Consider the following 24,970-nt stretch of genomic DNA (forward strand, 5'->3'; position numbering starts at 1 on the left):
TCCGCGCTCAGAATAGCCAGCCGTCCGCGGCGCGAGCAGGCCCTGCCGATGCCCCTCACTCCGGCACCTCCGCCCCGCAACACTCGCGCAACACGGCGAGCGTAGGCTCGCAGCCATGGCGACCTCCTCCATCGGCACCCGGCAGTCGGCGATCATCGCCGCCCTCGGCGTGCGCCCCCAGATCGACCCGCCCGCAGAGCTCGAGCGACGCATCCGCTTCCTCGTCGACTACCTGGGTGCCAGCGGCGCCAAGGGCTTCGCGCTCGGCATCTCCGGCGGCCAGGACTCCACGCTCGCCGGGCGCATCGCGCAGCTCGCCGTCGAGCGCGTGCGCGAGGCCGGCGGCGAGGCGACGTTCGTCGCGGTGCGGCTCCCCTACGGCGTGCAGCGGGATGAGGCGGATGCGCAGCTCGCCCTCGAGTTCATCGGCGCGGATCGAGAGACGGTCGTCGACATCAAGCCCGGCGTCGACGCGCTCGAGGCCTCGGTGGAGGCGGCGATCGGCGAGGTGAGCGACTACCACAAGGGCAACGTGAAGGCGCGGGCCCGGATGATCGCGCAGTACGCGATCGGCGGGCAGCTCGGACTGCTCGTGCTCGGCACCGACCACGCGGCGGAGGCGGTCACCGGCTTCTACACGAAGTACGGGGACGGTGGCGCCGACCTGCTGCCGCTCTCGGGGCTTACGAAGGGGCAGGGCAAGGAGCTGCTGCGGCTGCTCGAGGCGCCAGAGCGGCTCTGGAAGAAGGAGCCCACCGCCGACCTGCTGGACGGCACGCCGGGCCAGGCCGATGAGGCGGAGCTCGGGCTCAGCTACGAGCAGATCGACGCCTTCCTGCGCGGGGAGCCCGTCGACGACGCCGTCGCCCAGGAGATCGTCGCCAAGTACGACCGCACCGAGCACAAGCGCCAGCTGCCGCCGGGCCCGGACGACGCCTGGTGGCGCTGAACTGGTGGGAGCTGAGGCCCTAAACCTGCAGCAGCGCAGGCGCCCCTGGAATCGAGGCCAAGCCGGCGACGAAGCGACTGATTGCCTACACTTCGTGGAAACTCACCCTCTTAATGTTCACAGGATCGGACCGAACGGACCGTCCTTACGTATCTCCTCGAGCAGCGCGTCGTAATCTGCGGCGAAATCCGCCCGGGCCTGCTCCAGTCTCGTAGCGCCATGAGACGGTGATTCCACAAGTCCCTCCGCCGTAGAACGGTATCGTTGAAGCGAATCAATTAGTTGTCGCATTGCATGGCGGACTGATTCGGGCGCAACCATTCCGAGCTCCACGAATGCTGACTTCGCCCGTGCGCTATCTGAATCTAGGATTTCTCCACGCCACCCAACCTCGTACTCTCGCTCATCACGGGCAGAATCCTGCGACGCGAACTCGATGAGTTGCTGACCGTTCTTGTCTACGTGTTGGGCCAACGACATCGCATAGTCGAGAGCTTTCAGGTATGCCGAGTAACGATGGTGACTTAGCGACATTTCGCGCTCGCGGGTGGCGGCGTGTTTCGCAGCGAGCACTTGCGCGACGATCGTCGCAGCCCCACCAACGACCGCACCACCGAGCGCCGCTAGACCTGTGACAGTCGAAACGAACATCGCATCCGGTTCCATACCGCAATCGTAAGTGTCGCGGATTGCGCCCGCTTCTGTGTGGAAGCGGATTCCACTACACCGGGCTGACGCAATATTGACCGATCGGTGTCCGCTTCTCTTTGGCGCGGGCCTCTGCAGGTGGGTGGATTCGCACACGCCGTTGCAGAATCGGCGGTGCCTCAGTCGAGCAGCAGCGCCGGCTCCTCCAGGATCGACGCCACATCGGCCACGAAGCGGCTGATCACATCGCCATCGATCGCGCGATGGTCGAACGAGCCGCCGACGGTCGTCACCCAGCGCGGGCGCACCTCGCCATCCACCACCCACGGCTTCTGCCGGATCGTGCCGAGCGCGATGATGCCGGTCTCTCCCGCGTTCAGGATCGGCGTGCCGCTGTCCATGCCGAAGACGCCGATGTTCGTGATCGTGATCGTGCCGTGCTGCATGTCGGCCGGCTGCGTGCGGCCCTCGCGTGCCGTCGCGGTGAGCTCCTGCAGCGCCGTCGCGAGCTCGAGCAGCGACATGTCCTGCGCGTCCTTCACGTTGGGCACCAGCAAGCCGCGCGGCGTCGCCGCGGCGATGCCGAGGTTGACGTAGTGGTGCACGACGAGCTCGTCACCCGTGAACGTCGAGTTCACCTGCGGCGAGCGGCGGATGGCCCACAGGATCGCCTTCGCCATGATCAGCAGCGGCGAGACCTTCACGTCGGCGAACTCGCTCGAGGCCTTCAGCCGCTTGACGAACTCCATCGTGCGCGATGCATCCACATCCGTGAAGACCGACACGTGCGGCGCCGTGAACGCCGAGTCGACCATTCCCTGCGCGATCACCTTGCGCACGCCCTTCACCGGGATCCGCTCCTCGCGGCCGCCCGCCCACGAGGGCGTCTCGAGGTTGCGGAACACGCTCGCCTGCTTGGCGGCCTGCACGACGTCGTCGCGCGTCACCTCGCCGGCGAGGCCCGAGCCGATCACGGCGGCGAGGTCGACGCCGAGGTCCTTCGCGAGCTTGCGGGTCGGGGGCTTCGCGATCACGGGCGATGCGGATGCCGCGGGCACCGATGCGGGCCTGACCGGCTGGGTGGGTGCCGGCACATCGCGCACGGTGCTCGGCTTGCGGCGGCGGGTCTCCGCACCCCCGCGCACGCCGTAGCCGACCAGCACGGCACCGCCATCCTCATCCTTCTCGACGGTGTCGGCGGTGTCCTGCGCGGTCTCCACCGCATCCGCATCTCCGCCCGAGACGCGGATGATCGGCGAGCCGACCTCGACGGTCTGGCCCTCCTCGACCAGCAGCGCCTCGACCGTGCCCTCGAACGGGCTCGGCAGCTCGACGAGCGACTTGGCCGTCTCGACCTCCAGCAGCACGTCGTTGACGTGCACCGTGTCGCCGGGCTTGACGCGCCAGGTGACGATCTCGGCCTCAGTGAGGCCCTCGCCCGGGTCGGGCAGTCGGAACTCCTGCATGGGGACTCCTTGCGTGGGTCAGTAGGCCATGGCGCGATCGACCGCATCGAGCACGCGATCGGCGTCAGGCAGGTAGATGTCTTCCAGCTGCGCGGGCGGGAAGGGGGTGTCGAAGCCCGACACCCGCAGCACCGGCGCCTCGAGCGAGTAGAAGGCGCGCTCCGCGATCGTCGCCGCGATCTCGGAGCCGACCGAGACGTGCCCCGGCGCCTCCTGCGCGACGACGACGCGGCCCGTGCGCCGGGCCGACTCGACCAGCGGCGCCCAGTCGATGGGCGAGAGCGAGCGGAGGTCGACGACCTCGCACGAGGTGCCCTCGCGCTCGGCGATCTGCGCCGCCTGCAGCAGCACGTGCACCATGGCGCCGTGACCGATGAGGGTCACGTCGGTGCCGGGATGCGCGATGACGGATGCATGCAGCTCGGTCGCGGGCGCGTCGAGCACCTCGCCCTTCGACCAGTACTTCGACTTCGGCTCCAGGAAGACCACCGGGTCGTCGCTCTCGATCGCCTGCCGCAGCATCCAGTGCGCGTCGTTGGCGGTCGAAGGGCTCACCACCCGCAGGCCGGCGGTGTGCGCGAAGTACGCCTCCGGGCTCTCCTGGTGGTGCTCGACCGCGCCGATGTGGCCGCCGTAGGGGATGCGGATGACGACCGGCATGCGCACGGCGCCGCGGTGCCGGGCGGTCATCTTCGCGAGCTGCGAGACGATCTGGTCGAACCCGGGATAGACGAAGCCGTCGAACTGGATCTCGATCACCGGACGATAGCCGCGCATCGCGAGGCCGATCGCGGTGCCGATGATGCCCGACTCCGCCAGCGGGGTATCGAGCACGCGGTCGCCGCCGAACTCGGCGTGCAGGCCATCGGTGACGCGGAAGACGCCGCCGAGCGGGCCGATGTCCTCGCCCATCAGCAGCACCTTCTCGTCGGCGCGCATGGCCTCGCGGAGCGCCGAGTTCAGCGCCTTGGCGATCGGCATGGTCGTGCTCATGCGTCGCCCCCGAACCCAGCCTCGAAGTCGGCGAGCGCGCGCTTCTGCTCGGTCATGAGCGGATGCGGCTCGCTGTAGACGAAGTCGAAGATGTCGTCGCTGGCAGCGGTGTCGGCAGCGAGCGTCGTGCGGCGCATGTCGCTCGCGAGGTCGGCGGCCTCCTGCGCCTGCTGCGCGAGCGCCGCATCGTCGACGCCCCGCTCGCGCAGGTGCGCCGCGAGCCGGGCGATGGGGTCGCGGCGCCGCCACGACTCCTCCTCGTCGCTCGAGCGGTAGCGGGTGGGGTCGTCGCTCGTGGTGTGCGCGCCCATGCGGTAGGTGTCGGCTTCGATGTAGCCCGGGGATCCCTGCCTGGCCGCGTCGAGCATCCGCCTCGTCACCGCGAAGCTCGCGAGCGGGTCGTTGCCGTCGATCCAGGCCGCGTCGACGCCGAAGCCGCGAGCGCGCTCGTGCAGCGGGAAGCGGCTCTGCCGCGTCGACGGCACTGAGATCGCCCACTTGTTGTTCTGCACGAAGAAGACGATGGGCGCCTCATAGCTCGCCGCGAAGACGAGGCCCTCGCTCGCGTCGCCCTGGCTCGCCGCGCCATCGCCGTAGAAGGCCATCACGGCCTCGTCGATGCTCGCGTCTCCCGTGCCGGCCTTGCCGTCGAGGGTGATGCCCATGGCGTAGCCGGTCGAGTGCAGCGCGTGCGTGGCGATCACGAGCGAGTAGATGCGCATGCCGTGGGTCTCGAGCGGATTCCAGCCGCCGTGTCGGGCGCCGCGGAAGATGTCGATGATCTGGTTCATCGTGACGCCGCGGTGCAGCGCCAGCAGGTGCTCGCGGTAGGAGGGGAAGATCGTGTCCTGATCGCGCGCGGCCCACGCGGCCCCCACCTGCGCGCCCTCCTGACCGAGCGACGGCACCCACAGCCCCAGCTTGCCCTGCCGCTGCAGGTGGCCCGCCTCGATGTCGAAGTGGCGCGTGCGCACCATCTCACCGTGCATCGCCAGGCGATCCTCGGTGCTCAGCTGCGCCGCGAGCTCACGCCACTCGGCGTTGGCGTCGGTCTCGACCAGCCGGCCGTCGGCGTCGAGCAGCCGGATGGGCTCGGTCGCCGCTGCGGGGTCGGTCACGGCCGCTGCCGTCACTGCAGCGCCTGGATCGCCGTGGCCGCGGCGAGGATGTGCTCGTCCGCCGCGGGTTCGCCCACCGAGATGCGCGTGCCATCCGTGAACACCTTCGCCACGATGCGGTTGGCGTCGAGGATGTCGTGGATCGCGTCCTCCTGCCCGGGGCTCGACGGGATCCAGAAGAAGTTGCCGTAGGGCCTCGGCACGGCGACCCCTGCGTCGACGAGGCGCTGCCAGAGGGCGTCGCGCTGATCGGCGAGCGCCTCGATGCGGGCGAAGGTCTCGCCGACGTGCTCGAGCGCCGCGATCGCGGCCGCCGAGGCCAGCGCCGTCTGCGACAGCGGCACCCCCGCCATGTCGGCGCCTCGGAGCACGGCCGGATCGCCCACCGCGTAGCCGACGCGCAGGCCTGCGAGTCCATGCGCCTTGGAGAATGTGCGCAGCACGACGAGGTTGTCGTGCGCCCGCTGCAGCGCGATGCCGTCGACGGTCTGCTCGCGCACGAACTCGATGTATGCCTCATCGAGCATGATCAGCACGTCGGCGGGGACACGGGCGATGAACGCATCCAGCGCTTCGCGATCGACGATCGTGCCCGTGGGGTTGTTCGGGCTGCAGACGATGACGGCGCGGGTGCGCTCGGTGATGGCGTCGGCCATCGCGTCGAGGTCGTGCGCGTGGTCAGCATCCACCGGCACCTCGATCGGCGTCGCGCCACCCATCCGCACGAACAGCGGGTAAGCGTCGAACGAGCGCCACGCATAGATCACCTCGTCGCCGGGACCCGCCACGGCGTGGATGAGCTGCTGCAGCAGCGAGGCCGAGCCATCGCCGATGAGGACGCGCTCGACGTCGACGCTGAGCTCCGCGGCGAGCGCCGCGCGCAGGTCTGGGGCACCGGGCCGCGGATAGCGGTTGACGCGCTCCGCCTCCCGCTTGACGGCCTCCACCACCGCCGGCAGCGGCGGGAAGGGGTTCTCGTTGCTGGAGAGCTTGTAGCCCCCCTGCGGCGCGGGCCGCCCCTGCTGGTAGGGCGGTACCGCCGCGATCTCGGGTCGAAGTCGCACAGTCACGGCCTCAGGCTATTGCGACTCTCGGCTCGCTCGGGGATATGGGTGCGAGAATCAGGGCATGCGCTTCCTGCTCCGCGTCGTGTTCACCGCCATCGCGATCTGGCTCGTCACGCTCTTCATCGGTGGCATCCACATCGTGCCGGTCGGCGAGCAGTGGTGGCAGGTCGGCCTGACCACGCTCGGCGTCGCGCTCGTGTTCGCGCTGGTGAACGCGACGATCGGCAACCTGATCCGCGTCGTGGCGTTCCCGCTCTACATCCTCACGCTCGGCATCGTCGCGCTGTTCGTCAACGCCTTCCTGCTGATGATCGTGCACTGGATCTCGGAGGCGGTCGGCTACGGCCTGCGGGTCGACGGCTTCTGGTGGGGCATGCTCGCGGCCGTCTGCATCGCCTTCCTCACCTGGCTCATCACGATCGTGACCCGACCGATCTTCGGCAAGGAGCGCCCGCGGGAAAGGTGAGCCCCACGCTCACCTCCGCCGCAGGTGCACGCTGACCCCAGCGGTGCCGACACCTCCGGCGGTCGCCGCCTCGAGCCGCGACCGGTAGTCCTGCAGGACGAAGTCGTCGACCGTCTCGAGCGTGTCGACGTACTCCAGACCCGAGTGCCGCGCGATCGGGCCGGTGCCGTGCCCTCCCGCGCTCTCGACCATGGTCGTGTGCACACCCTCGCCATCTGCCCAGCCGTCGAGCGGCGGCACCACGTCGCCGTGATGCGCGATGCTGAAGACCGTCACGCCATCCGTGAGCGCTGCGGCGCGCACCGGCCCGCCGACGAGCAGCGCCGTCTCGACGTCGAACTCGGCTGACGCCACCACGTTCGCCACCGCCCCCGCGCCCTGCGAGAAGCCGAACATGTCGACCGCGTCGCCCGGTCGGATGCCGGCCTCGCGCATGGCCTCGGCGACCGCGGCGTCGGAGCCGTGCAGCTGCCCGTCCAGTCCGCTGACGTTGTCGAGCGAGCCGGCGTTCTCGAGGTTCGCGCGCATGTCGAGGCCGGAGGAGCCCGACGGCGCGATCGTCTGGGTGCCGCGCACGAACACCTGGTAGCGGGTGGACCCGTCCTCCATCTCGAACGCGTAGATCGTCACCTGCTCGTCCTGCTCGATGATGATGCGCATCGCCTCCGCGGGATCGGAGATCGGCTCGGCGGGCGGCGCCACCGGCCGTGAGAACACGGCCTGCACGCGACCCCCTCCGGTCAGCAGCCCCGCCCCTGCCGCTCCCGCGAGCGTGACCAGGCCGAACACCTCGTCGTCGCCCACCGCCGCCTCCAGCTCTCGCGCCATCGGCGCCGGGATCCCGAGCATCCCTGCGAGGGCCTCGTCGGTCGACTCGACCGCGAGCGCCAGCGCGCTCGCGAACACCGGGTTGGCCATCAGCACCTCGCCCGCGCGCTCCCAGAATCCGGAGGTCTGCTGCAGGAAGGCCTCGATCGAGACGCCCGCCGCCTGTGCCTGCGCGGTGATCCGCGCGAGCAGCGGCGGGTGCATGAGCACCAGCCTGGCCGCCAGCGGCACGGCGACGAGCCCGATGGCGATCGCCCAGGGTGCGGCCGCGAATGCCGCGGCGCGCACGGCGGCGCCGAGCGCGGAGGCGCCGCCGCCCGCGACCTCCTCGATCAGGTGCCGCACCGCATCCGACGCCCACTCGTAGCAGCGGCCTGCCAGCAGCGTGTCGTCGTGCAGCCGGCCGAGATCATCGGCCAGCTGCTGCGCGGTCGCCGCACACTCGTCGAGCCAGTCCCCGCAGCGGCGCAGGTCGCCTGCCAGCACCCCGGGCGCCGCCGACACGCGCAGGTCTGGGGCGGAGCGCAGCGCCTGCACGGCACCCTGCGCCCGCCACTGCGCGTCACGCAGCTGTGCGCAGGCGATGCCGGTGACCGATGGATCCCACGCGCGCAGCTTGCCTCCTCTGCTGCCGCCAGCGGCCGCGAACGTGCCGCCGCTGCCGACGAACCCGCTCCCGTGCCCTCCGAAGGCACCGCCGCCGCCGGCAGCGCTCCCGCCGCCGAACGAGCCGCCGCCGGCGCCCCAGCCGCCGAACGAGCCCCCGGCGCCGCCCCAGCCGCTCATATCGCGCCCTCGATCGCGAGCCGCAGCCGATGCAGCTCCTCGACCTGACCGCGCAGCTGCGCCTGCACGCTCGCTCCGCGCGCGTCGAAGGCGTCGCGCGCGGGGCCGAGCCACGCCTCCTGGCCGCGCAGCACCGCCAGCTCGGCGGCCTCCTCGAGCATCGCGGCCGCCCGCCGCGCCGCCCAGATCGCCTCCTGCGCCTCGCCCACGGCGCTCGCCCTGGCCTGCGCCGCGCGCGCCAGCGCGGCCGCAGCCGCCGCATCCGTCGTCGTCATGTCCGCCACCTCCGAGCGCACGGTGACACCACGCCGCGCTCGCCCGCTCGAGCATCCGGCCGAGCTGTGGAGAGCGCGGCGCGCTGCATTCGACCCCGCAGCACCGATGGGGCTCCAGGTTTGCCAGAATGGAGCCGTGACCATCGACCGGGAGTTCGCCGATGCGACGCGCTTCCGCGTCTGCTTCGTCTGCACCGGCAACATCTGCCGATCCCCGATGGCTGCCACCGTGTTCGAGCACCTCGCCAAGAAGCACGGTGTCGCCGGCCGCCTGCTGGTGGCGAGCGCCGGCATCAGCGAGTACCACGTGGGCGAGACCGCCGACCCGCGCACCCTCGCCGCGCTCACCGACGCCGGCTACGACGCCGTCGCGCATCGCGCCAAGCAGTTCAAGGCGAAGTGGCTCGACTCGTTCGACCTCGTGATCGCCTTCGATCGCGGGCAGGAGCGCGCGCTCCGCTCGCTGGCGCGCAACGACGAGCAGCACTCCAAGATCCGCCTGCTGCTCTCGTTCGACCCGGATGCCACCGTCCAGGACGTGCCAGATCCCTACTACTCGGAGGACGCCTTCTTCGGCACCGTCCTGCACCAGATCGAGACCGCCGTCGGCAGGCTGTTCCGCCAGATCCAGCCCGCCATGCGCCCCTGAAGGAGCCCCATGCCCCTGCCCATCCAGCCCCTCTCCCCCCTCGATGGCCGCTACCAGCGGCAGACGTCTGCGCTCGCCGAGCACCTCTCTGAGGCGGGCCTGAACCGCGCGCGGGTGCACGTCGAGGTCGAGTGGCTGCTCTGGGTGGCCGAGCGCGGCCTGTTCGGCGCGACCCCGGTCGAGACGCATGATGCGGATGCGCTGCGGCACTGGGCGAAGGAGTTCGGCCAGGAGCAGATCGACTGGCTCGCCGAGAAGGAGGCCGTCACCCGGCATGACGTGAAGGCCGTCGAGTACCTCGTGCGCGACCGGCTCGAGCAGCTGGGCCTCGAGCGCCTCTCGGAGGCCGTGCACATCGCCTGCACGAGCGAGGACATCAACAACCTCTCCTACGCCCTCACGATCCGGGCAGCGGTCGCCGAGGTCTGGATGCCCGCCTTCCGCGGCATCATCGACCGCCTGCGCGAGCTCGCGCTCGAGCAGCGCGAGCGCCCCATGCTCTCCCTCACGCACGGCCAGCCGGCGACCCCCACGACGCTCGGCAAGGAGCTCGCGGTGGTCGCATGGCGGCTCGAGCGGCAGGCGACGCGCATCGAGGCCGTGGAGGTGCTCGGCAAGTTCTCGGGCGCCACCGGCACCTTCTCGGCCCACGTCGTGGCCGAGCCCGACGCCGACTGGCCGGCCACCGCATCCGCCTTCGTCGAGCACCTGGGCCTCACCTGGAACCCGCTCACCACCCAGATCGAGTCGCACGACTGGCAGGCAGAGCTCTTCGGCGCGATCTCGCACGCCGGCCGCATCCTGCACAACCTGGCGACCGATGTGTGGACGTACATCATGCTCGGCACGTTCACGCAGATCCCGGTCGCAGGCGCCACGGGCTCGTCGACCATGCCGCACAAGATCAACCCGATCCGCTTCGAGAACGCGGAGGCCAACCTCGAGATCGCCTCGGCGCTGCTCGAGTCGCTGTCGGCGACCCTCGTCACCAGCCGCCTGCAGCGCGACCTGACCGACTCGTCGACGCAGCGCAACATCGGCGTCGCACTCGGCCACTCCCTGCTGGCGCTCGACAACCTGACGCGCGGCCTGAGCGAGATCGCGGTCTCGGATGCGTCCCTCGACGCCGCGCTGGAGGACAACTGGGAGGTGCTGGCCGAGGCGATCCAGACGGTGATCCGCGCAGAGGTGCTGGCCGGCAGCTCGTCGATCGCCGACCCCTACGCGCAGCTCAAGGAGCTCACGCGCGGGCAGCGCGTCGGGCAGGAGCAGCTCGTCGCCTTCGTCGACGGACTCGACATCTCGGATGCGGCCAAGGAGCGCCTGCGTCGTCTCACGCCCGGTGCGTACACGGGCGTGGCGAGCGCGCTGGTCGACCGCCTGCCGTAGGAAGCGCCGCAGCGATGATGCTCGACATCCCCGACTTCGTGCCCCACTCGCCGGTCGCGGTCACGACCATCGAGGCGTATGCCGGACTGGTACCGGAGGAGATGGTGGAGCTGTGGGAGCGGTACGGCTACGGATCCTTCGGCGAGGGCTTCGTGCGCGTCATCGACCCGGGCGCCTACGAGGCGCGCATCGGCAACCTGATGGGCAAGATCATCGGCGCCGGCCCCGCCGTGCCGATCATGGTGACCGCGCTCGCAGACGTGATCGCCTGGGAGCCGGATCGCGGCGTCACCGGGCTGCTGCTGCGCAAGCACGCCGCCGTCGGACTGGGCTCCCGGCCGCGCACGCTCGTGCGGCTGACGGCGCAGCATGGCGCACGGCACCTGGCGCGCGCATTCGACTGGGCGCCCTACCCCGAGGCGCTCGAGCGGCTCGGCGTGCCTGCCTACGACGAGGCGTTCGTGCCGGCAACGCTGCGGTCGGCAGATCGCGAGGCGGGCGCCGCTGCGCTGGCGCTGCGACCCGCGCTGCCCGCAGTCGAGGCGATGCTCGACCGGCAGGGGCCCATCCTGCACTAAGGCCGGCCGGGCGACGCTCGATCCGCGCGATCAGCGCGGCTTCGCCATCACGACGATGCGTGAGATCTTCTCGTTGAGGAAGGAGATGTGCAGGTATTGCGTGCCGATACGGTGCTTCACGTATTTCGGAGCGGACTTCCACGGCACGCCCAGCACACCGAGGACGTCCTCCCTCGTCGCAGTCGAGAGGTCGAGCCCGGCGATCAGGTCGGTCGGGTTCGCGTACGCTTCCCACCAAGCCTCGTCCTGTGCGTGGATGACGACCCGGTCGAGCACCCCGTTCAGGAACCGCAGCGAGACGCCACCGGGAACACTGTCGATCGAGACCCACGTCTCGGCCTTGCCTGGCTCTGTGAACGCCTCTCCCTCGCGGAAATCTGCGCGCGTCTGCAGCAGCTGCAGCACCCGATCGTCGCCTCGCGCAGCACCGAGCAGCGCGAAGAACCGTGCGATCTCCCCGGTGGGTATCAACGCTTCCCGTCGCTGACCGTCACGGCGCGCACACGGTCGTTCAGGAACGCGACCGTCAGCGTCACGCCATCGATGACGTACTGCAGCGACGTCCGGCCGCGCTTGGCCGGCGCTCCCAGCTGCTCGACGACTGCCTCCTTGGACGCAGTCGACAGGTCGAGTCCCGAGATCAGGTGCTCAGCCTCTCCATGCGCATCGAGATGCGCGCTGCCCGCGACCTCGAACGAGGCCTTCGCGAGCGCGCCGTCGCGGAACTGCATGCGCACGCCGTCGCTCGCACTCTCGACGACGATCCATGTCGCGCCAGAGTCGGGGTCGAGGAATGGCGCTTGCTCGCGGAAGTGCGGGGAGGCCTGCATCTTGGCGAGCACTCGTGCGTCGTCCTTGGCAGCGCCGATCAGCTCGGCATACGAGGCGATCTCGCCCGTGAGTTTCGTGGTCATCAGTGCTCTCTGGTCTCGGCGGTTCAGACCGCGTTGCCCTTGGCCCGCTGCTGCTGGAGGAACGCGGCCATGATGTCGCTCTGGAAGGGCGGCTCGTCGGCGGAGGTCGTGAACGCCTCCGTGATCTGGAAGCTCTGCAGCAGCGCCAGCGCAGCATCGCTCACCAGCAGATCCACCCGACTCTCCAGCACCAGGTCGGCGCCAGCGTCGCGAGTCCCTGTCGGCACGAGTCGTTCCCAGACCGCGGGGAACGGGCGCGGCGTCGGAAGCATGTCGAACTGCGCCTCCTTCGTGACGACGACCTCGGCGAACTCGAACCCGGTCAGGTCGGAAGCGCGAAGCGCCTCGGCGAGCTCGCCCGTCACCAGCCAGAATCCCGAGGTCGTCACGATGTCGTCACCGAGCCAGCCAGCGAACTCGTAGTGCAGGGGACCGATCAACGCAGGGTCGCGCCGACCGTTGTAATCGATGCCGGGGCCGAGCCCGCCGGCGACTTCGGCTTCAAAGCGGTGGTACATCGCGCTCCTATCGGATGGGCGGGTCGAACAGGTCGCCCAGCGCGTCGTCGATCAACGTCGCGTAGTCGAGCAGCTGCTCCGGTGTCGGATCGACGCCGAGCCGCTCGTAGTGATTGTAGAACTGGTTCCACATGCGACGGATCCCGCTCAGGTGCAGGGGTCCGTTGATGTCTCTGGGGATGCCGCGAAGGTTCTCGCTCGAATGCATCTGGCCAGGCGTGATGTCGATGTCGGGATAGCGGCGCAGGATCTGCTGCTCGACGGCGTGGTGGATGACGTTGTTGGCGGCCGCATCCACGTTGTCCGGATCGTTCGCGTAGTTGTCGCGGTAGCGCGAGCTGTCGGCGTCGCCGAACTCCGCAGGGTCGCCGCGGTTCACCTCTGGCGCGTCCAGGCCATCCGCGTTGGGGGTCGAGGGGTCTGGCGCCCGGTGCGGGTCGGGCCGATCTGGACGGCGCTGCTGGTGCGCGAGGATCTCATCGCGGTTGCGCGTCTCCTCGATGATCTCCCGCAGACGTCGGCTCTGCAGCTTCGAGCGGTCCCCCATCGAGTCGGCGAAGTCCTTGCCCGCCTTCTCGAGCGCGTCGATCACGTCCTGACCGAGCTTCCTCATTGTCGCCATGGTCGCCTACCCCTGGATGATCTGCAGCGAAGTGATCTGGGAGATGTACTCGGAGCCGACCTTCTCCTGGTCGCCGCCGGTCGAGTCGATGTCGCCCGCGGCCTGCTCGAGCGCGGCGAAGTCGGCCTGGAACTCGCTGACCTCGCCGATTGCGCCCTTCACCATCGGTGCATCGGAGATCGCACCGATGAGCGCCAGCGCCCCCTCGGTGAGGGGCTCGATGAGCATGGAGAGGATCTGGCCGACCAGCGCGTCGATGGCGATGTTGGTCGCGATCTTGAGCGCTGCCTTGCGCGCCGCGATGATCGCGACGTTGGCCGCAGCGCTGAGGCCGAACGTGAAGGCCGCAGTGGCGATGGCGGCCGCGATCTGCGCCGCTGTGATCACCAGCTCTGCGATGACCTTGACCTTGAGCGCGAGCACGGCGTCGGCGAGGATGTCGATGCCGGTCGCCGCCGGGTCGAGCAGGTCGACGAGCTGCTGCATGTGCTGCTCGCGCGTCTCGTTCCACGCTTCCGTGTAGTTCTTCGCCGCGCCGGCCTTGAAGGCTGCAGGCACATCGTCGTTGATGCGCGAGCTCGCTTCCTCCATCGTGCCGATCAGATCTTCGCGGAACGTGCGCGTGATCTCCGCGGCGCGATGGATCTCGTCCTCGTCGAGCGGAGGCCACTCGTAGTCGAGCATCTCGAGCACCCAGACGAGCTCTCCCGGGATTGTCAGTGCCAAGACACACCACCTCTCATCAATCCTGCAATGCAAGTGAAGCGCCTCGCTGCCGAAGGTGCGATGGGGAGAACTGCCCAGCATGGCCGCGACCGCGCATCCGCCTCGCTCGGCGGCCCGGGTACGGTGCATGTGTGACGCCGACCACCACGACCACCACCATCTCCGTCGACGGGCGCTCGCTCTCCGCGAGCGCCGTCCCAGACCTGCAGGGCGCGATCGACGCGCTGCTCGCCCGGTTCGCTGACATCCGCGGCCAGTGGAGCGACGGGCTGTTCGTCTGGTCGACCTGGAGCCCGATCGTCATGACCGAGCAGACGGATGGGTTCGTGCTCGAGACGCCGGACTACGCAGGCGATGCCTTCAACGACCGGACCACCGACCTGAGCCTCGCGCTCCAGGCGAGCGACGGCGTCGTGCGCGTGCTGAATGCCGCGAACCGCATGCCGCAGGACGTGCGCTTCAACCAGACGGTCGAGGCAGTCAAGGGCTGGGAGCAGCACGACCGGCTCATCATGACCCGCTCCCCCGGGCGGGACGATCGCGACTCCGGCTGGTTCATCGATCTGCTCGGCGTGGAGCGGAGCGAGCCCTGGACGCTCGACGACGTCGTCGTCGTGCCCCTCTGGCAGGTGGCCATGGCGCGGCCTGCTGCCGCGCGCGTCCTGGCGCTGCCGCTCGGCATCAAGGCGGCGATCACGGGCGACGCGGTCGAGATGCTCGTGGATGAGCAGACGCAGGCCGTGCTCGCCGAGCGCCCGCTCTAGCACCTGCGGGTCGCGCTCCGCAGAGAGCGACGCGGCCCGCGCCGGTCGGAACCAGCGCGGGCCGCGTGCAGACGCATCCGTCGACACCCCTGAGGATGCCGAGAGCGTCAGGCGGGCCGTGTGCCCGCCACCGCGATCACGTCGTGCCGACGGGCGCGGGCTCGGGCTCTCCGGCGAGGCGCGTGCGCGGCTCCGTGATGGGCGTCAGGCCGGCCTCGACGCGCGCGCCGAGCTCGGCGTCCACGTTCTTCCAGTACTGGATGGCGCGCTCGCGGATCGCGGGCACGCGCGTGCCGCCGACGTGGCCGGTGATGTTCGCCACCAGGCGGGCGCGCTCCTCGTCCGTCAGCACCTCGCGGTAGAGCGTGCCTGGCTGGCCGAAGTCGTCGTCCTCGGGGTGGAGCGTGTGCGCGACACGCACGAGCTCGCCGTCGGAGACCCAGCCCGCGTCGTCACCGGCCGCAGCCGCATCCGCCGCCGGCCCGCCGAAGGAGTTCGGCGCGTAGACCGGCTGGTCCGCCGCGCGGAAGCCGTGCCGCATCTGGCCCTCCTTGTCGTAGGAGTGCACCTCGGCCTTCGAGCGGTTGACGGGCAGCTCTGCGTGGTTGACGCCCACGCGGTAGCGGTGCGCGTCGGCGTAGCTGAAGATGCGCGCCTGCAGCATCTTGTCGGGGCTGCCGGTGATGCCGGGCACGAAGTGCGCGGGGCTGAACGCCGCCTGCTCGATCTGCGCGAAGTAGTTCTCGGGGTTGCGGTTCAGCGTCATCTGGCCGACCTCGATGAGCGGGTAGTCGGCGTGCGGCCACACCTTCGTCAGGTCGAAGGGGTTGAAGCGGTAGGTCTTCGCATCCTCGTAGGGCATCACCTGCACGTGCAGCGTCCAGCTCGGGTGGTCGCCGCGCTCGATGGCGGTGAAGAGGTCGCGGATGTGGTGGTCGGCATCCGAGCCCGCGAGCTCGTCGGCCTCGGCCTGGGGCAGGAAGTCGTTGCCCTGGTTCGACTTGAAGTGGTACTTCACCCAGAAGCGCTCGCCCGCGGCGTTGATCCACTGGTAGGTGTGCGAGCCGAAGCCGTCCATCTGGCGCCACGACTTCGGCAGCCCGCGGTCGCCCATCAGCCAGGTCACCTGGTGGGCCGACTCGGGCGAGAGGGTCCAGAAATCCCACTGCATGTCGTTGTCGCGCAGGTGGCTGCCCGGGAGGCGCTTCTGCGAGTGGATGAAGTCGGGGAACTTGATGCCGTCGCGGATGAAGAACACGGGCGTGTTGTTGCCCACCAGGTCGTAGTTGCCCTCGCTGGTGTAGAACTTCAGCGCGAAGCCGCGCGGGTCGCGCCAGGTGTCGGGGCTGCCCTGCTCGCCGGCGACGGTCGAGAAGCGCGCGAGCATCTCGGTCTCGACGCCCGGCTGGAAGAGCGCGGCCCGCGTGTACTGCGAGACGTCGTGCGTGGTGACGAAGGAGCCGAACGCGCCGCCGCCCTTGGCGTGCACGACGCGCTCCGGCACGCGCTCGCGGTTGAAGTGCGCGAGCTTCTCGACCAGGTAGTGGTCGGTCAGCGCGATGGCGCCCTCGGCGCCGACGCTCTGCGAGTGCTCGTCGCTCGCGATCGGGGTGCCGACGCTGTTCGTGGTGGGTGTCGTCATGTCTCGCTCCGTTTCGTGTCGTGTCTCAGGTGGCGGTCTGTGCGCAGTCGGCGCAGATGCCGACGAAGGTGACCTCTGCCGTCCGCACCGTGAAGCCCGGAGGGGCATCGGCGTGCAGGCAGGGGGCCTCGCCCACGACGCAGTCGACATCCTCGACCTTGCCGCAGCGCGCGCAGACCGCGTGGTGGTGGTTGTCGTCGATGCGCCGCTCGTAGCGCGCAGCAGAGCGCTCGGGCTCGAACCGGCGCACGAGGCCGGCGGCCGCGAGGTCGCCGAGCACGTTGTGGACCGACTGCACGCTCGTGTCGTTGCCGGCCGCGACGAGCGCGCGGTGCACGCTCTCGGCGTCGGCGTGCGGCAGTCGTTCGAGCTGGTCGAGCACCGCGAGGCGGCCCTGCGTCACACGCAGCCCGTGCTCGCGCAGCAGCTCGGTGTCGCGCTCGGTCATGCCCTCACCGTATCGCTTATCGTGAATGAATCAAAAGACCACGCTCGCGCGGCGCGGCGTCGCGATCGACCGCACGCACCTCATCCGATCACGACCCCGAGCTGCTCGAAGAGCGCGAGCCGGGACGCCGCGTCGCGCAGCAGCAGGAACCCGACGATGCCGACGATCCAGGCCGTGTTCTCCGCACCGTTGAGCTGCATCCACCGGGCGAGCCGCTGCAGCGCAGGCTCGACGGCGCCTCGCAGCAGCGCACGGCCGAGCAGCAGCACGAGCGCGGGCGCGATCATCACGGCGCAGTAGCCGGCCAGCACCGCGAGCAGCTGCGGCAGCGGCAGCGCGGCGGTCGTCAGCATGCCGATCGCGGCGAGGTAGGGCAGCATCGTCGCGAGCTCCAGCACGCCCGCGCCCACCGCGACGCCGACGAGCGCGACAGCGCCGCCATCGCCCATCGCCGCGTCGCGCCAGCGGGCCAGCCTGCCCGCCGGGCGGTTCAGGATCGCCTCCGCCTCCGGCGTGCCCGGCTTCGGCGCGCTCTTGCCGAACACCAGCGCGCCGGCCAGCAGCGCGACGCCGAGCAGCAGCTGCAGCCAGGTCACCGGGCTGCTGTCGCCGATCGACTCGAGGCCATCGGCGATCCACCCGGCGCCGCTCGCGACCGCGACGCCCACCGCGAAGTAGAAGCCGGCGATGGTCAGCAGGTACAGCGTGACGCGGCCGTAGCGCACCCCGCCCGGCGCCAGCAGGAAGAAGACCGGCACGAGCAGCGTGCCGATGCTCAGGCTGTCGATCAGCGCCAGCACGACCAGCGGGAGCAGCGTCTCAAGATCCATGCTTCGAGCCTCGCGAGCGGCGCGCTCGCGCGCATCGGCCGAACGAGGTGTCTCGGCGAATGCGTCGTACCTCCTTCGGGTGACGCGGCAGTCGGGCAGTCGTGCTGGAATGAGTGCATGCCTCGCCTGCTGGAGCTCGTGCCGGCGCGCATCCGCGCGTGGGCCGTGCCTCTCAACTCGGCGGTCCTGCTGGCGGTCGGGCTGCTGCTGCTCGCGCTCGACGTGCCGATCATCGGGCAGCCGCTCGTGCAGCCGGGGCTCGGCATCTGGCCGCAGGTCGCGCTGCTGCTGCTCGGCTGCCTGACGCTGCTGGCCAAGCGCCGCATGCCGCTCACCGTGCTCGCCGCGGCCACCATGCTGTTCGCCGTCGATCTCGCGCTCGGCGGTGGCCTCGGCATGCTGCTGGTGCTCGTCGACGCGATCTACAGCGCCGCCATGCACGCGAGCGATCGCGGCCGTCGGGCCCTGCTGGTGATCGTCGCCACGCTGGTGGTCGGAGGCACCGCCGTGGTGCTCGTGCTCACCGGCGACCCCAGGGTGACGGCGTTGACGGCGATCCAGCTGGTCGCCATCATCGTCACGCCCTACTGGTGGGGCCTCGCGGTGCAGCGCGAGCGCGCCCGCGCGGCGCTCGAGGCGCAGCGCGCCGACGACCTCGAACGGCTCGCCGCCCTGGCGCAGCAGGAGGTCGTGCAGGCGGAGCGCGGCCGCATGGCCCGCGACCTGCACGATGCCATCGCGAGCGAGCTCTCCGCCATCGCCATCCACACCGAGGCGGCACTCGCCGCTCCCGCACCGCCGCGCTCCTCGCTCGAGACCATCCGCACCGCGAGCATCCGCAGCCTCGAGCAGATGCGCTCGATGATCCTGGTGCTGCGCTCCGGCGGCGAGGCCCCTGCCGCACCCGACCGCCTGAGCGGAGCCGCCGGCATCCTCGACCGTGCTCGGGCGCGCGGGCTTGAGGTCGAGCTCGTCGGTGAGGCGCCCGCGCTGCCGGTCGCGATCGACCAGGCCGCCGGGCGCATCCTGCAGGAGTCGCTCACCAACGCCATGAAGCACGCGCCCGGCGCCAGCGCGGTCGTGCGCGTCAGCGCCGATGCCGCGCCCGACACCGCGACCGCCGGCATGCTCCTGCTGCGGGTCGAGTCGGCGATGGATGCGTCGACGCCGCGCGCGGCACCGCCCTCGGCGGGGCTCGGGGTGCGGATGATGCGCGAACGCGCGCTCGCGCTCGGCGGCGAGCTCACCGCGGGACCGGAAGGAGACGCGCGATGGACCGTGCAGGCGACGCTGCCGCTGCAGGGATGACGCCGCGAGCGCTCATCGCCGACGACCACGAGGCGATCCGTGGCGGGTTGCGGCTGCTGCTGGAGTCGGCCGGGATCGCCGTCGTCGGTGAGGCCGGCGACGGCGCCGCCGCGGTGCGCCAGGCTCGCGCGCTGCGGCCCGACGTGGTGCTGATGGATGTGCGCATGCCCGGCACCGACGGGATCGCGGCCACTCGCAGCATCGTCGCCGAGGGCCTCGCGCAGGTGCTCGTGCTCACGACCTTCGATCTGGACGACTACGTCTTCGGCGCGCTGCGGGCGGGCGCCGCCGGCTTCCTGCTGAAGTCTGCGGATGCGCCGACGCTCGTCGATGCCGTCCGTCGTGTCGCGCTCGGCGAGGGTGTGATGGCACCGGAGGTGACGCGGCGCGTGCTCGACGCCTTCACCGCGACCCCCGAGCCCGCGACGGCCACCGCGCATCCGGGGGTCGTCGAGCTCACCGAGCGCGAGCGCGAGGTGCTCGCGTGCCTCGGCGAGGGCCTGTCCAACGCCGAGCTCGCGACGCGCCTCGGCATCAGCGCGGCGACGGCCAAGACCCACGTCTCGCGGGTGCTGGCGAAGCTCGGCTGCTCGACCCGGCTGCAGGCCTCGATCGTCGCGCGCGAGGCGGGGCTCAGTCGCCGGTGACGACCGGTCGCCCCGAGCCTGCGTGACCCCACTCCGACCAGGAGCCGTCGTAGACGGTGGCCTCGCGGCCCACGAGCGTCGCCGCGAGCGCGACGACCGAGGCGGTCACGCCCGAGCCGCAGCTGGCGATGATCGGGCGGTCGCCCGCCGCCGCCTGCAGCCGCCGGCCGAGCTCGTCCATCGGCAGCATGCGGCCGGCGGGGGCGAGCGCGCCGTAGTGCAGCGAGAGAGCGCCCGGCATGTGCCCGGCGCGCACGCCCTCCCTGGGGTCGGGCTCGTCGCCCGTGAAGCGGCTCGGCGAGCGGGCGTCGAGCACCGCAGCGGTGCCCGTGGCGAGCGCGGTGGCCGTGACCTCCGCGTCGACGAGCGCCGACGCATCCCACGCCACCGTCACATCGCCCTCGAGCCCGGTCGAGGCCGCGACCGGGGCGAGCGGCTGGCCGGCATCGACCCACGCGGGCAGGCCGCCGTCGAGCACGGCCGCCTCGATGCCCGCGGCGCGGAGCATCCACCAGGCGCGGGCGCTCGAGAAGATGCCGGCCGCGTCGTAGGCGACCACGCGATCGCCCGCCCGGATGCCGAGCGCCCGCAGCTCGCGCTCGAAGTCGGCGGGTGCGAGCATGTCGTGCACGCCCACTGGGCCCAGCCCATCCGACGCATCGCTCCGTGACATGGTGCCGCCGATGTCGAAGCGCACGGCGCCTGGGATGCCGTCGGTCGGCAGGGGATCGTCGGTGCCGGGCGGGGCCATGCTGGCGTCGACGACCACGAGGGCGTCGGCTGCCAGGTGCTCGACGAGCCAATCGACCGTGACGAGAGCATGCATGCCCTCATCGTCGCAGAGGCTCGGCGCGATGGACGGCGAGCGCTAGTGCTGCTCGTCGGGGAACGAGGTGATGATCTGGCCGGAGCCGAGCCCGACGCCGACGGTCACCATCCACGAGCGCGAGGCCCGCTCGCCGTCGACGTACTCGACGAGCACGTCGTAGTTGACGATGTCGTCGCGGTAGGCCTCGACCTGCGTCGGCTGCTCGAGCGCGCGGTCGATCGCGAACCACGCGACGTCCTCCCACTCGGCATCGACCAGGTCGGCGAGCTCGCCGAAGTCGCCCGTGTGGCCGTCGGCGATGTGCCGCCAGCCGGCGCCGGATGCGTTGCCGCAGGTCAGCGTGGCCTCGCCGGCGGGCACGTCGAGCGCCGGCCAGGCGGCCCGGTCGAACACCTCGACCGCATCGCGCCCTGCGACGCCCTCGCAGTCGCTGTCAGGGTCGACGTCGTCGGCCAAGGGATCGAAGACGCGTCCCTCTGCGACCAGGTGCGGGCCGGCGGGCGCTGCCTGGTCGGCGGGGGCCGACTCGCCTGTCGGGGTCTGCGAGACCCCCGGCCGCTGCGTCGTGGTCGTCCCACAGCCGGCAAGCACGAGCGCAGGCAGCAGCAGCCCGACCGCCAGCAGCGGGGCGCGCCTCACTGGTCGAAGCCCTCGCGCTTGTCGAGCTCGGCCGCCGAGCGCCCCTTGGGCTTGACGGCGAGCATGAGCGTGGCGGTGAGCAGCAGCGTCGCGATGAAGCCGACTCCGCCGAAGATGAGCGTGAGCGTGATGTCGCGCACCGCGAGCAGGATCACCAAGCCGACGAAGATGCCGACGCCCCCGGCGAAGACGAGGTACTCGAAGGGCTTCAGCTTCTGGCGCCTGGTGGGCTCGGGCTGCTGGGGGTCACTCATGCGTCGCTCCGCTGTGTGGTGGTGGTGCGGGCCGGGCGAGCGGAGAGTGCCGCGACCGCGTGGAAGACGCCGACGATGACGGCGTAGGCGCCGAGGAGCCCGACGAGCGTGACGGGGTCGCGCAGGAACGCGAAGACCAGGCCGAGGAGCACCGTGAAGCCGCCGACGGCCAGCCAGTCGCGCCGCAGCTGCACGGTGCGCGGCTCGGCGACCGACCGCATCCGTGCCCATCCCTGCAGCTCGACCAGCCCTGCCGGGATCGCCCACAGCGCGACCGCGAGCCCGAGCAGCGTGGCGGTGGGCGCCACGATCGCGAGCACGACCGCGACGAGTGCGACGAAGGCAGACCAGACCGCCACCACAGCCGGCCAGCGGCCGGTGCCGTCCGGCACGCTGCGGCGCCCGAGCCACATGGCGACGCCGGTGCCCGCCAGCAGCACGGCCAGCGCGATCAGCCCGACGACGGGCGCGTGCAGCTGGATGAAGGGCAGCGGCAGCCCGACGACGAGGGCGGGGACGGCTCGCAGCGCAGGGAGATGCCAGTGCTGCAGCCCCTGCGAGGCGGTCGGCGTGGCGGTCACGGCTCTCCTCACGGTTCGTCCTCCATCGTACCGGCGCGCGCGGCGTAGCCTGGCGGCATGACGCTTGCGACGCACCGGCCGTTCATCGAAGACCTCTACCGCGAGCTGCACGCGAATCCCGAGCTCTCGAACCGAGAGCACCGCACGGCTGCCCGCATGGCCGAGCTGCTGCGCGAGCGGGGCTTCGAGACGCATGAGCAGGTGGGTGCGGCGACCGGCGTCGTCGGCATCCTGCGCCGGGGCGAGGGGCCGACGGTGCTGCTGCGCGCCGACATGGATGCGCTGCCGGTGACCGAGGCAGAGCGCGTGCCCTACCGCTCGACCGCCACGGATCAGCTCGACGGTCAGGCGACCGGCGTCATGCACGCCTGCGGCCATGACACCCACATGGCGTCGCTGCAGGGCGCGCTGGCGATCCTCGCCGAGCAGGATGACTGGGCGGGCACGATCGTCGCCGTCTTCCAGCCGGCCGAGGAGGTCATGCAGGGGGCGATGGGCATGCAGGATGCGCTGCGCGAGCTGCTGCCCGGAGGCATCGACATCGCCCTCGGGCAGCACGTCATGCCCGCCGCAGCCGGCGAGGTGCAGACCGCTGCGGGCCCGCTGATGGCCGCGAGCGACCACTTCATCGTGACGGTGCACGGTCGCGGCGGCCACGGCTCGCAGCCCGAGAAGACCATCGACCCGATCGTCCTGGCCGCCAGCATGGTGCTGCGGCTGCAGACGATCGTCTCGCGCGAGGTGGCGCCAGCCGATCGCGCCGTGCTCACGATCGGCACCTTCCACGCGGGCGTGAAGCAGAACATCATCCCCGACTCTGCGCGCTTCGAGATCAACATCCGCACCTTCGAGCCGCAGGTGCGTGCGCGGATGATCGCCGCGATCGAGCGCATCGTGCAGGGCGAGTGCGCGGTGGCCGGTGCACCGGCCGCGACCATCGAGACCGGCGACATCGCGCCGCTGACGGTCAACGATGCGGATGCGGCTGCGACCGTTGGGGCGGCGTTCGACGAGGCGTTCGGCGCGGCCCACGTGCCCTCGCCGCAGTACCTCGGCTCGGAGGACTTCAGCTACCTGCCGGCCGTCTGGGATGCCCCGTACGTCTTCTGGATGTATGGCGGCTTCGACCCCGAGCTCGTCGGGCAGGCCCGCGAGCGCGGCACCTTCGACGTCGAGGTGCCCTCGAACCACGCTCCGGACTTCATCCCCGTGCTGCAGCCGACGCTCGACACCGCGACGACCGCGATGGTCACGGCGGCGCGCGCCTTCCTCGCGTAGTCGCCGGCCGCATCCGTCATCTGTTTCGAATCTGGAATATCTGACCTCCTTCGGGATGTTGGCTCGGAGTGGCGCCCGCGGTCGCGCGCTGCAACCACACCACCTTCCAGAGGAGAGTCATGTCTGCACGCCCGCAGGTCGGCATCATCGTCGGCAGCAACCGCCCCGCCCGCATCGCACGAGAGGTCGCCGACCAGCTCGTGCCGATGATCGAGGCCGCCGGAGCCGACGCGGTGATGCTCGACCTCAAGGAGATCGACCTGCCGTTCCTCGACGAGGCGCTGCCGCCGGCATCCGGTGTGCGCACCCTGCCGCACACGATCGCGTGGGCCGAGCAGATCCAGTCGCTCGACGGCGTCGTGTTCGTCTCGCCCGAGTACAACCGCGGCTACAGCGCGGTGCTGAAGAACGCCGTCGATGGCCTCAAGAACGAGTGGGTCGGCAAGCAGGGCGGCATCGTCGCCTACGGCTGGGCCGGCGGCCACTTCGCCGCGCAGCAGCTGCGCGACGTGCTCGAGTTCATCGGCGCCGAGCTCGCGCCGACCGCCGAGATGGCCTTCCAGCCCGAGGACTTCACCGAGCAGATGACGGTCGTCAGCGTGCCTGCCATCGTCGAGCGCAACGCGGAGGCCGTCCGCGCGACGATCGCGGAGGTCGTCGCCCGCGCCAGCAAGCAGCTCATCGCGGCCTGACGCCGCCACGAGCCGCACGACCACAGGGCGGATCACACAGGGCGGATCACACGGGCGGATCACACGGGCGGATGCGCTGCCAGACCGGGCAGCGCATCCGCCCTTCGTCATCGGCCCGGTCAGGCGCCGGCTGCGCGACGGCCGCGCAGCGCGCGCGTCGTCAGCAGCAGCAGCGAGACTGCCGCCAGTGCCCACGGCAGCCAGCCGATCGCGCCGATCGCGGCGGCGTCGCCCGTGACGAGCGTGCTGGTGGTGAAGACGACGAGCGAGTTCATCGCCGCGTGGCCGACGACCGCAGGCCACACGCTGCCCCCGAGGGCCGCGAGCGCCGAGAGCACGAGACCGCCGAGCAGCAGACTGCTGAGCGTGGTCGCGGCGACGGCGACCGGCATCGTGCCCTCCCAGACCCAGATGGCCATCGCGGGCGTGTGCCAGAGCGCCCAGAACGCCGCGATGGCGAGCGAGGCGCGCACCACACCGACCGGCGCGAGCAGCCGCTGGGCGAAGCCGCGCCAGCCGACCTCCTCCGCGAGCGCGAGCAGCAGCATGCTCGTGAACACGCTTGGCACGGCTGGCAGCAGCGTCTGCCAGTCGACACCCGGCTGCGCGACGCCGAGCAGCACCGCGGCGCCTGCGGTCACGATGCCGAGCAGCGCGACGACCGGGAGCGCGGCGAGCGACCAGCCGATGGCGCGCAGCCAGCCCCGCTCCGCCCGCAGCCGCAGTGCATCACCGAAGTCGTGCGGTCGTGTGACCGACCAGACGAAGACCGCGACCAGTGCCGGCAGCAGCATGAGTGCCGGCGTCATGTCCTGCAGGATGGCGCCGTCGATGCCGCCGGCGAAGGCGAGTGCTGCGAGGCCCAGCATCGGCAGCAGCGTCAGTGCCGCGAAGGCAGCCAGCGCGATGCGGGCGTGGGGCGCCCACCCGGATGGGGTGCCGACCTCGGCGGGATGGGCGGCGGCGCGGCGCTGGTCGGCGGGGCGCTCGCCGGCGTGAGCCGTCGCGGTGACCGGCGCTGAGGCATGCTGGCGGGTGCTCGGGGCCATGCCTCCAGCCTTGTCGC

The 24,970-nt window shown here is 71.0% G+C and carries 30 protein-coding genes; 10 read left to right on the forward strand and 20 right to left on the reverse strand.

Annotation, left to right across the window (positions count from 1 at the left end):
• Positions 1–115: 115 nt before the first annotated feature.
• Complete coding sequence (gene nadE, locus MKD51_RS01135; protein ID WP_240237208.1) at positions 116–949, forward strand: ammonia-dependent NAD(+) synthetase; 834 nt, start codon at positions 116–118, stop codon at positions 947–949.
• Positions 950–1,066: 117 nt separating this feature from the next.
• Here the strand turns inward: nadE and MKD51_RS01140 are convergent, their stop codons facing one another.
• From MKD51_RS01140 to MKD51_RS01160, 5 genes are all read right to left on the reverse strand, one after another.
• A complete protein-coding gene (locus MKD51_RS01140) occupies positions 1,067–1,615 on the reverse strand; it encodes a hypothetical protein (RefSeq protein WP_240237210.1) in 549 nt (182 codons plus the stop codon).
• 161 nt (positions 1,616–1,776) lie between these two features.
• Positions 1,777–3,063 carry a dihydrolipoamide acetyltransferase family protein gene (locus tag MKD51_RS01145; protein WP_240237212.1) on the reverse strand — a complete coding sequence of 429 codons (1,287 nt, stop codon included), beginning with the start codon at positions 3,061–3,063 and terminating at the stop codon, positions 1,777–1,779.
• Positions 3,064–3,081: 18 nt separating this feature from the next.
• Entirely contained in the window at positions 3,082–4,056 is a 975-nt protein-coding gene (locus tag MKD51_RS01150) for an alpha-ketoacid dehydrogenase subunit beta (RefSeq protein ID WP_240237214.1), read from the reverse strand.
• The gene (locus MKD51_RS01155; RefSeq protein ID WP_240237216.1) at positions 4,053–5,189 is read right to left on the reverse strand and encodes a thiamine pyrophosphate-dependent enzyme; all 1,137 of its coding nucleotides are present in this window, start codon (positions 5,187–5,189) and stop codon (positions 4,053–4,055) included. The genes MKD51_RS01150 and MKD51_RS01155 overlap by 4 nt, the downstream gene beginning before the upstream one ends.
• On the reverse strand, positions 5,186–6,244 hold the full coding sequence (locus tag MKD51_RS01160; protein WP_240237218.1) for a histidinol-phosphate transaminase: 1,059 nt from the start codon (positions 6,242–6,244) through the stop codon (positions 5,186–5,188). The genes MKD51_RS01155 and MKD51_RS01160 overlap by 4 nt, the downstream gene beginning before the upstream one ends.
• A gap of 58 nt (positions 6,245–6,302) precedes the next feature.
• Between MKD51_RS01160 and MKD51_RS01165 the strand changes: the two genes are divergently transcribed.
• On the forward strand, positions 6,303–6,707 hold the full coding sequence (locus MKD51_RS01165; protein WP_240237220.1) for a phage holin family protein: 405 nt from the start codon (positions 6,303–6,305) through the stop codon (positions 6,705–6,707).
• A 9-nt stretch (positions 6,708–6,716) separates the two neighbouring features.
• Here the strand turns inward: MKD51_RS01165 and MKD51_RS01170 are convergent, their stop codons facing one another.
• Positions 6,717–8,321 (reverse strand): hypothetical protein, encoded by a 1,605-nt coding sequence (locus MKD51_RS01170; RefSeq protein WP_240237222.1) that lies wholly within the window; start codon positions 8,319–8,321, stop codon positions 6,717–6,719.
• Positions 8,318–8,596, reverse strand: coding sequence for a hypothetical protein (locus tag MKD51_RS01175; RefSeq protein ID WP_240237224.1), 279 nt, complete (start codon positions 8,594–8,596; stop codon positions 8,318–8,320). The genes MKD51_RS01170 and MKD51_RS01175 overlap by 4 nt, the downstream gene beginning before the upstream one ends.
• 136 nt (positions 8,597–8,732) lie before the next feature.
• Between MKD51_RS01175 and MKD51_RS01180 the strand changes: the two genes are divergently transcribed.
• Genes MKD51_RS01180 through MKD51_RS01190 form a run of 3 tightly spaced genes read left to right on the forward strand, consistent with a single transcriptional unit; the run spans position 8,733 to position 11,212 of the window.
• Positions 8,733–9,245 (forward strand): low molecular weight protein-tyrosine-phosphatase, encoded by a 513-nt coding sequence (locus MKD51_RS01180; RefSeq protein WP_240237225.1) that lies wholly within the window; start codon positions 8,733–8,735, stop codon positions 9,243–9,245.
• Positions 9,246–9,254: 9 nt separating this feature from the next.
• On the forward strand, positions 9,255–10,634 hold the full coding sequence (purB, locus tag MKD51_RS01185) for an adenylosuccinate lyase (protein WP_240237227.1): 1,380 nt from the start codon (positions 9,255–9,257) through the stop codon (positions 10,632–10,634).
• Between the two features lie 14 nt (positions 10,635–10,648).
• On the forward strand, positions 10,649–11,212 hold the full coding sequence (locus MKD51_RS01190; RefSeq protein WP_240237229.1) for a GAD-like domain-containing protein: 564 nt from the start codon (positions 10,649–10,651) through the stop codon (positions 11,210–11,212).
• 30 nt (positions 11,213–11,242) lie between these two features.
• Here MKD51_RS01190 and MKD51_RS01195 read toward each other — a convergent pair whose 3' ends face one another.
• The 5 genes from MKD51_RS01195 to MKD51_RS01215 are packed head-to-tail and all read right to left on the reverse strand — an operon-like array spanning position 11,243 to position 13,992.
• The gene (locus tag MKD51_RS01195; protein ID WP_240237231.1) at positions 11,243–11,683 is read right to left on the reverse strand and encodes a hypothetical protein; all 441 of its coding nucleotides are present in this window, start codon (positions 11,681–11,683) and stop codon (positions 11,243–11,245) included.
• On the reverse strand, positions 11,680–12,126 hold the full coding sequence (locus MKD51_RS01200; protein WP_240237233.1) for a hypothetical protein: 447 nt from the start codon (positions 12,124–12,126) through the stop codon (positions 11,680–11,682). The genes MKD51_RS01195 and MKD51_RS01200 overlap by 4 nt, the downstream gene beginning before the upstream one ends.
• Before the next feature lie 23 nt (positions 12,127–12,149).
• Entirely contained in the window at positions 12,150–12,644 is a 495-nt protein-coding gene (locus tag MKD51_RS01205) for a hypothetical protein (protein WP_240237235.1), read from the reverse strand.
• Positions 12,645–12,651: 7 nt separating this feature from the next.
• Complete coding sequence (locus tag MKD51_RS01210) at positions 12,652–13,257, reverse strand: hypothetical protein (RefSeq protein ID WP_240237236.1); 606 nt, start codon at positions 13,255–13,257, stop codon at positions 12,652–12,654.
• Between the two features lie 15 nt (positions 13,258–13,272).
• A complete protein-coding gene (locus MKD51_RS01215; protein ID WP_240237238.1) occupies positions 13,273–13,992 on the reverse strand; it encodes a hypothetical protein in 720 nt (239 codons plus the stop codon).
• Positions 13,993–14,123: 131 nt separating this feature from the next.
• Between MKD51_RS01215 and MKD51_RS01220 the strand changes: the two genes are divergently transcribed.
• Entirely contained in the window at positions 14,124–14,756 is a 633-nt protein-coding gene (locus MKD51_RS01220; RefSeq protein WP_240237240.1) for a hypothetical protein, read from the forward strand.
• A gap of 136 nt (positions 14,757–14,892) precedes the next feature.
• Here the strand turns inward: MKD51_RS01220 and MKD51_RS01225 are convergent, their stop codons facing one another.
• From MKD51_RS01225 to MKD51_RS01235, 3 genes are all read right to left on the reverse strand, one after another.
• On the reverse strand, positions 14,893–16,398 hold the full coding sequence (locus tag MKD51_RS01225) for a catalase (RefSeq protein ID WP_240237242.1): 1,506 nt from the start codon (positions 16,396–16,398) through the stop codon (positions 14,893–14,895).
• A 25-nt stretch (positions 16,399–16,423) separates the two neighbouring features.
• Positions 16,424–16,846, reverse strand: a complete 423-nt coding sequence (locus MKD51_RS01230) for a Fur family transcriptional regulator (RefSeq protein ID WP_240237243.1) — start codon at positions 16,844–16,846, stop codon at positions 16,424–16,426.
• 80 nt (positions 16,847–16,926) lie between these two features.
• Positions 16,927–17,676 carry a GAP family protein gene (locus MKD51_RS01235; RefSeq protein WP_240237244.1) on the reverse strand — a complete coding sequence of 250 codons (750 nt, stop codon included), beginning with the start codon at positions 17,674–17,676 and terminating at the stop codon, positions 16,927–16,929.
• Positions 17,677–17,793: 117 nt separating this feature from the next.
• Between MKD51_RS01235 and MKD51_RS01240 the strand changes: the two genes are divergently transcribed.
• Both MKD51_RS01240 and MKD51_RS01245 read left to right on the forward strand, forming a co-directional pair.
• The gene (locus MKD51_RS01240; RefSeq protein WP_240237246.1) at positions 17,794–18,984 is read left to right on the forward strand and encodes a histidine kinase; all 1,191 of its coding nucleotides are present in this window, start codon (positions 17,794–17,796) and stop codon (positions 18,982–18,984) included.
• A complete protein-coding gene (locus MKD51_RS01245; protein WP_346986719.1) occupies positions 18,981–19,631 on the forward strand; it encodes a response regulator transcription factor in 651 nt (216 codons plus the stop codon). The genes MKD51_RS01240 and MKD51_RS01245 overlap by 4 nt, the downstream gene beginning before the upstream one ends.
• On the opposite strand, the gene MKD51_RS01250 is transcribed toward MKD51_RS01245, so the two are convergent.
• The 4 genes from MKD51_RS01250 to MKD51_RS01265 are packed head-to-tail and all read right to left on the reverse strand — an operon-like array spanning position 19,618 to position 21,934.
• Complete coding sequence (locus MKD51_RS01250; protein ID WP_240237250.1) at positions 19,618–20,457, reverse strand: sulfurtransferase; 840 nt, start codon at positions 20,455–20,457, stop codon at positions 19,618–19,620. The two genes, MKD51_RS01245 and MKD51_RS01250, sit on opposite strands and share 14 nt — an antisense overlap.
• 42 nt (positions 20,458–20,499) lie before the next feature.
• Positions 20,500–21,099, reverse strand: a complete 600-nt coding sequence (locus MKD51_RS01255) for a hypothetical protein (RefSeq protein WP_240237252.1) — start codon at positions 21,097–21,099, stop codon at positions 20,500–20,502.
• Complete coding sequence (locus MKD51_RS01260; RefSeq protein ID WP_240237254.1) at positions 21,096–21,353, reverse strand: ABC transporter ATP-binding protein; 258 nt, start codon at positions 21,351–21,353, stop codon at positions 21,096–21,098. Before MKD51_RS01260 ends, MKD51_RS01255 begins: the two co-directional genes overlap by 4 nt.
• Positions 21,350–21,934 carry a hypothetical protein gene (locus MKD51_RS01265; protein WP_240237256.1) on the reverse strand — a complete coding sequence of 195 codons (585 nt, stop codon included), beginning with the start codon at positions 21,932–21,934 and terminating at the stop codon, positions 21,350–21,352. The genes MKD51_RS01260 and MKD51_RS01265 overlap by 4 nt, the downstream gene beginning before the upstream one ends.
• Positions 21,935–21,991: 57 nt before the next feature.
• Between MKD51_RS01265 and MKD51_RS01270 the strand changes: the two genes are divergently transcribed.
• Complete coding sequence (locus tag MKD51_RS01270; protein ID WP_240237258.1) at positions 21,992–23,212, forward strand: amidohydrolase; 1,221 nt, start codon at positions 21,992–21,994, stop codon at positions 23,210–23,212.
• A gap of 119 nt (positions 23,213–23,331) precedes the next feature.
• Positions 23,332–23,904: an NADPH-dependent FMN reductase gene (locus MKD51_RS01275; protein WP_240237260.1), complete on the forward strand. Its 573-nt coding sequence runs from the start codon at positions 23,332–23,334 to the stop codon at positions 23,902–23,904.
• 119 nt (positions 23,905–24,023) lie between these two features.
• Here the strand turns inward: MKD51_RS01275 and MKD51_RS01280 are convergent, their stop codons facing one another.
• Positions 24,024–24,953 (reverse strand): CPBP family intramembrane glutamic endopeptidase, encoded by a 930-nt coding sequence (locus tag MKD51_RS01280; RefSeq protein WP_240237262.1) that lies wholly within the window; start codon positions 24,951–24,953, stop codon positions 24,024–24,026.
• Between the last annotated feature and the right edge of the window lie 17 nt (positions 24,954–24,970).

The organism is Agrococcus sp. ARC_14, from assembly GCF_022436485.1.
Classification (GTDB): domain Bacteria; phylum Actinomycetota; class Actinomycetes; order Actinomycetales; family Microbacteriaceae; genus Agrococcus.

What these genes read in the sequence shown, in the direction of transcription:
- MKD51_RS01270 (WP_240237258.1), top strand. Translation starts at nt 21,992, where the DNA reads ATGACGCTTGCGACGCACCGGCCGTTCATCGAAGACCTCTACCGCGAG.
- MKD51_RS01250 (WP_240237250.1), bottom strand. Translation starts at nt 20,457, where the DNA reads ATGCATGCTCTCGTCACGGTCGATTGGCTCGTCGAGCACCTGGCAGCC.
- MKD51_RS01165 (WP_240237220.1), top strand. Translation starts at nt 6,303, where the DNA reads ATGCGCTTCCTGCTCCGCGTCGTGTTCACCGCCATCGCGATCTGGCTC.
- MKD51_RS01260 (WP_240237254.1), bottom strand. Translation starts at nt 21,353, where the DNA reads ATGAGTGACCCCCAGCAGCCCGAGCCCACCAGGCGCCAGAAGCTGAAG.
- MKD51_RS01175 (WP_240237224.1), bottom strand. Translation starts at nt 8,596, where the DNA reads ATGACGACGACGGATGCGGCGGCTGCGGCCGCGCTGGCGCGCGCGGCG.
- MKD51_RS01230 (WP_240237243.1), bottom strand. Translation starts at nt 16,846, where the DNA reads ATGACCGAGCGCGACACCGAGCTGCTGCGCGAGCACGGGCTGCGTGTG.
- purB (WP_240237227.1), top strand. Translation starts at nt 9,255, where the DNA reads ATGCCCCTGCCCATCCAGCCCCTCTCCCCCCTCGATGGCCGCTACCAG.
- MKD51_RS01280 (WP_240237262.1), bottom strand. Translation starts at nt 24,953, where the DNA reads ATGGCCCCGAGCACCCGCCAGCATGCCTCAGCGCCGGTCACCGCGACG.
- MKD51_RS01205 (WP_240237235.1), bottom strand. Translation starts at nt 12,644, where the DNA reads ATGTACCACCGCTTTGAAGCCGAAGTCGCCGGCGGGCTCGGCCCCGGC.
- MKD51_RS01140 (WP_240237210.1), bottom strand. Translation starts at nt 1,615, where the DNA reads ATGGAACCGGATGCGATGTTCGTTTCGACTGTCACAGGTCTAGCGGCG.
- MKD51_RS01275 (WP_240237260.1), top strand. Translation starts at nt 23,332, where the DNA reads ATGTCTGCACGCCCGCAGGTCGGCATCATCGTCGGCAGCAACCGCCCC.
- MKD51_RS01150 (WP_240237214.1), bottom strand. Translation starts at nt 4,056, where the DNA reads ATGAGCACGACCATGCCGATCGCCAAGGCGCTGAACTCGGCGCTCCGC.
- MKD51_RS01225 (WP_240237242.1), bottom strand. Translation starts at nt 16,398, where the DNA reads ATGACGACACCCACCACGAACAGCGTCGGCACCCCGATCGCGAGCGAC.
- MKD51_RS01170 (WP_240237222.1), bottom strand. Translation starts at nt 8,321, where the DNA reads ATGAGCGGCTGGGGCGGCGCCGGGGGCTCGTTCGGCGGCTGGGGCGCC.
- nadE (WP_240237208.1), top strand. Translation starts at nt 116, where the DNA reads ATGGCGACCTCCTCCATCGGCACCCGGCAGTCGGCGATCATCGCCGCC.
- MKD51_RS01190 (WP_240237229.1), top strand. Translation starts at nt 10,649, where the DNA reads ATGATGCTCGACATCCCCGACTTCGTGCCCCACTCGCCGGTCGCGGTC.
- MKD51_RS01210 (WP_240237236.1), bottom strand. Translation starts at nt 13,257, where the DNA reads ATGAGGAAGCTCGGTCAGGACGTGATCGACGCGCTCGAGAAGGCGGGC.
- MKD51_RS01245 (WP_346986719.1), top strand. Translation starts at nt 18,981, where the DNA reads ATGACGCCGCGAGCGCTCATCGCCGACGACCACGAGGCGATCCGTGGC.
- MKD51_RS01145 (WP_240237212.1), bottom strand. Translation starts at nt 3,063, where the DNA reads ATGCAGGAGTTCCGACTGCCCGACCCGGGCGAGGGCCTCACTGAGGCC.
- MKD51_RS01235 (WP_240237244.1), bottom strand. Translation starts at nt 17,676, where the DNA reads ATGGATCTTGAGACGCTGCTCCCGCTGGTCGTGCTGGCGCTGATCGAC.
- MKD51_RS01200 (WP_240237233.1), bottom strand. Translation starts at nt 12,126, where the DNA reads ATGACCACGAAACTCACGGGCGAGATCGCCTCGTATGCCGAGCTGATC.
- MKD51_RS01240 (WP_240237246.1), top strand. Translation starts at nt 17,794, where the DNA reads ATGCCTCGCCTGCTGGAGCTCGTGCCGGCGCGCATCCGCGCGTGGGCC.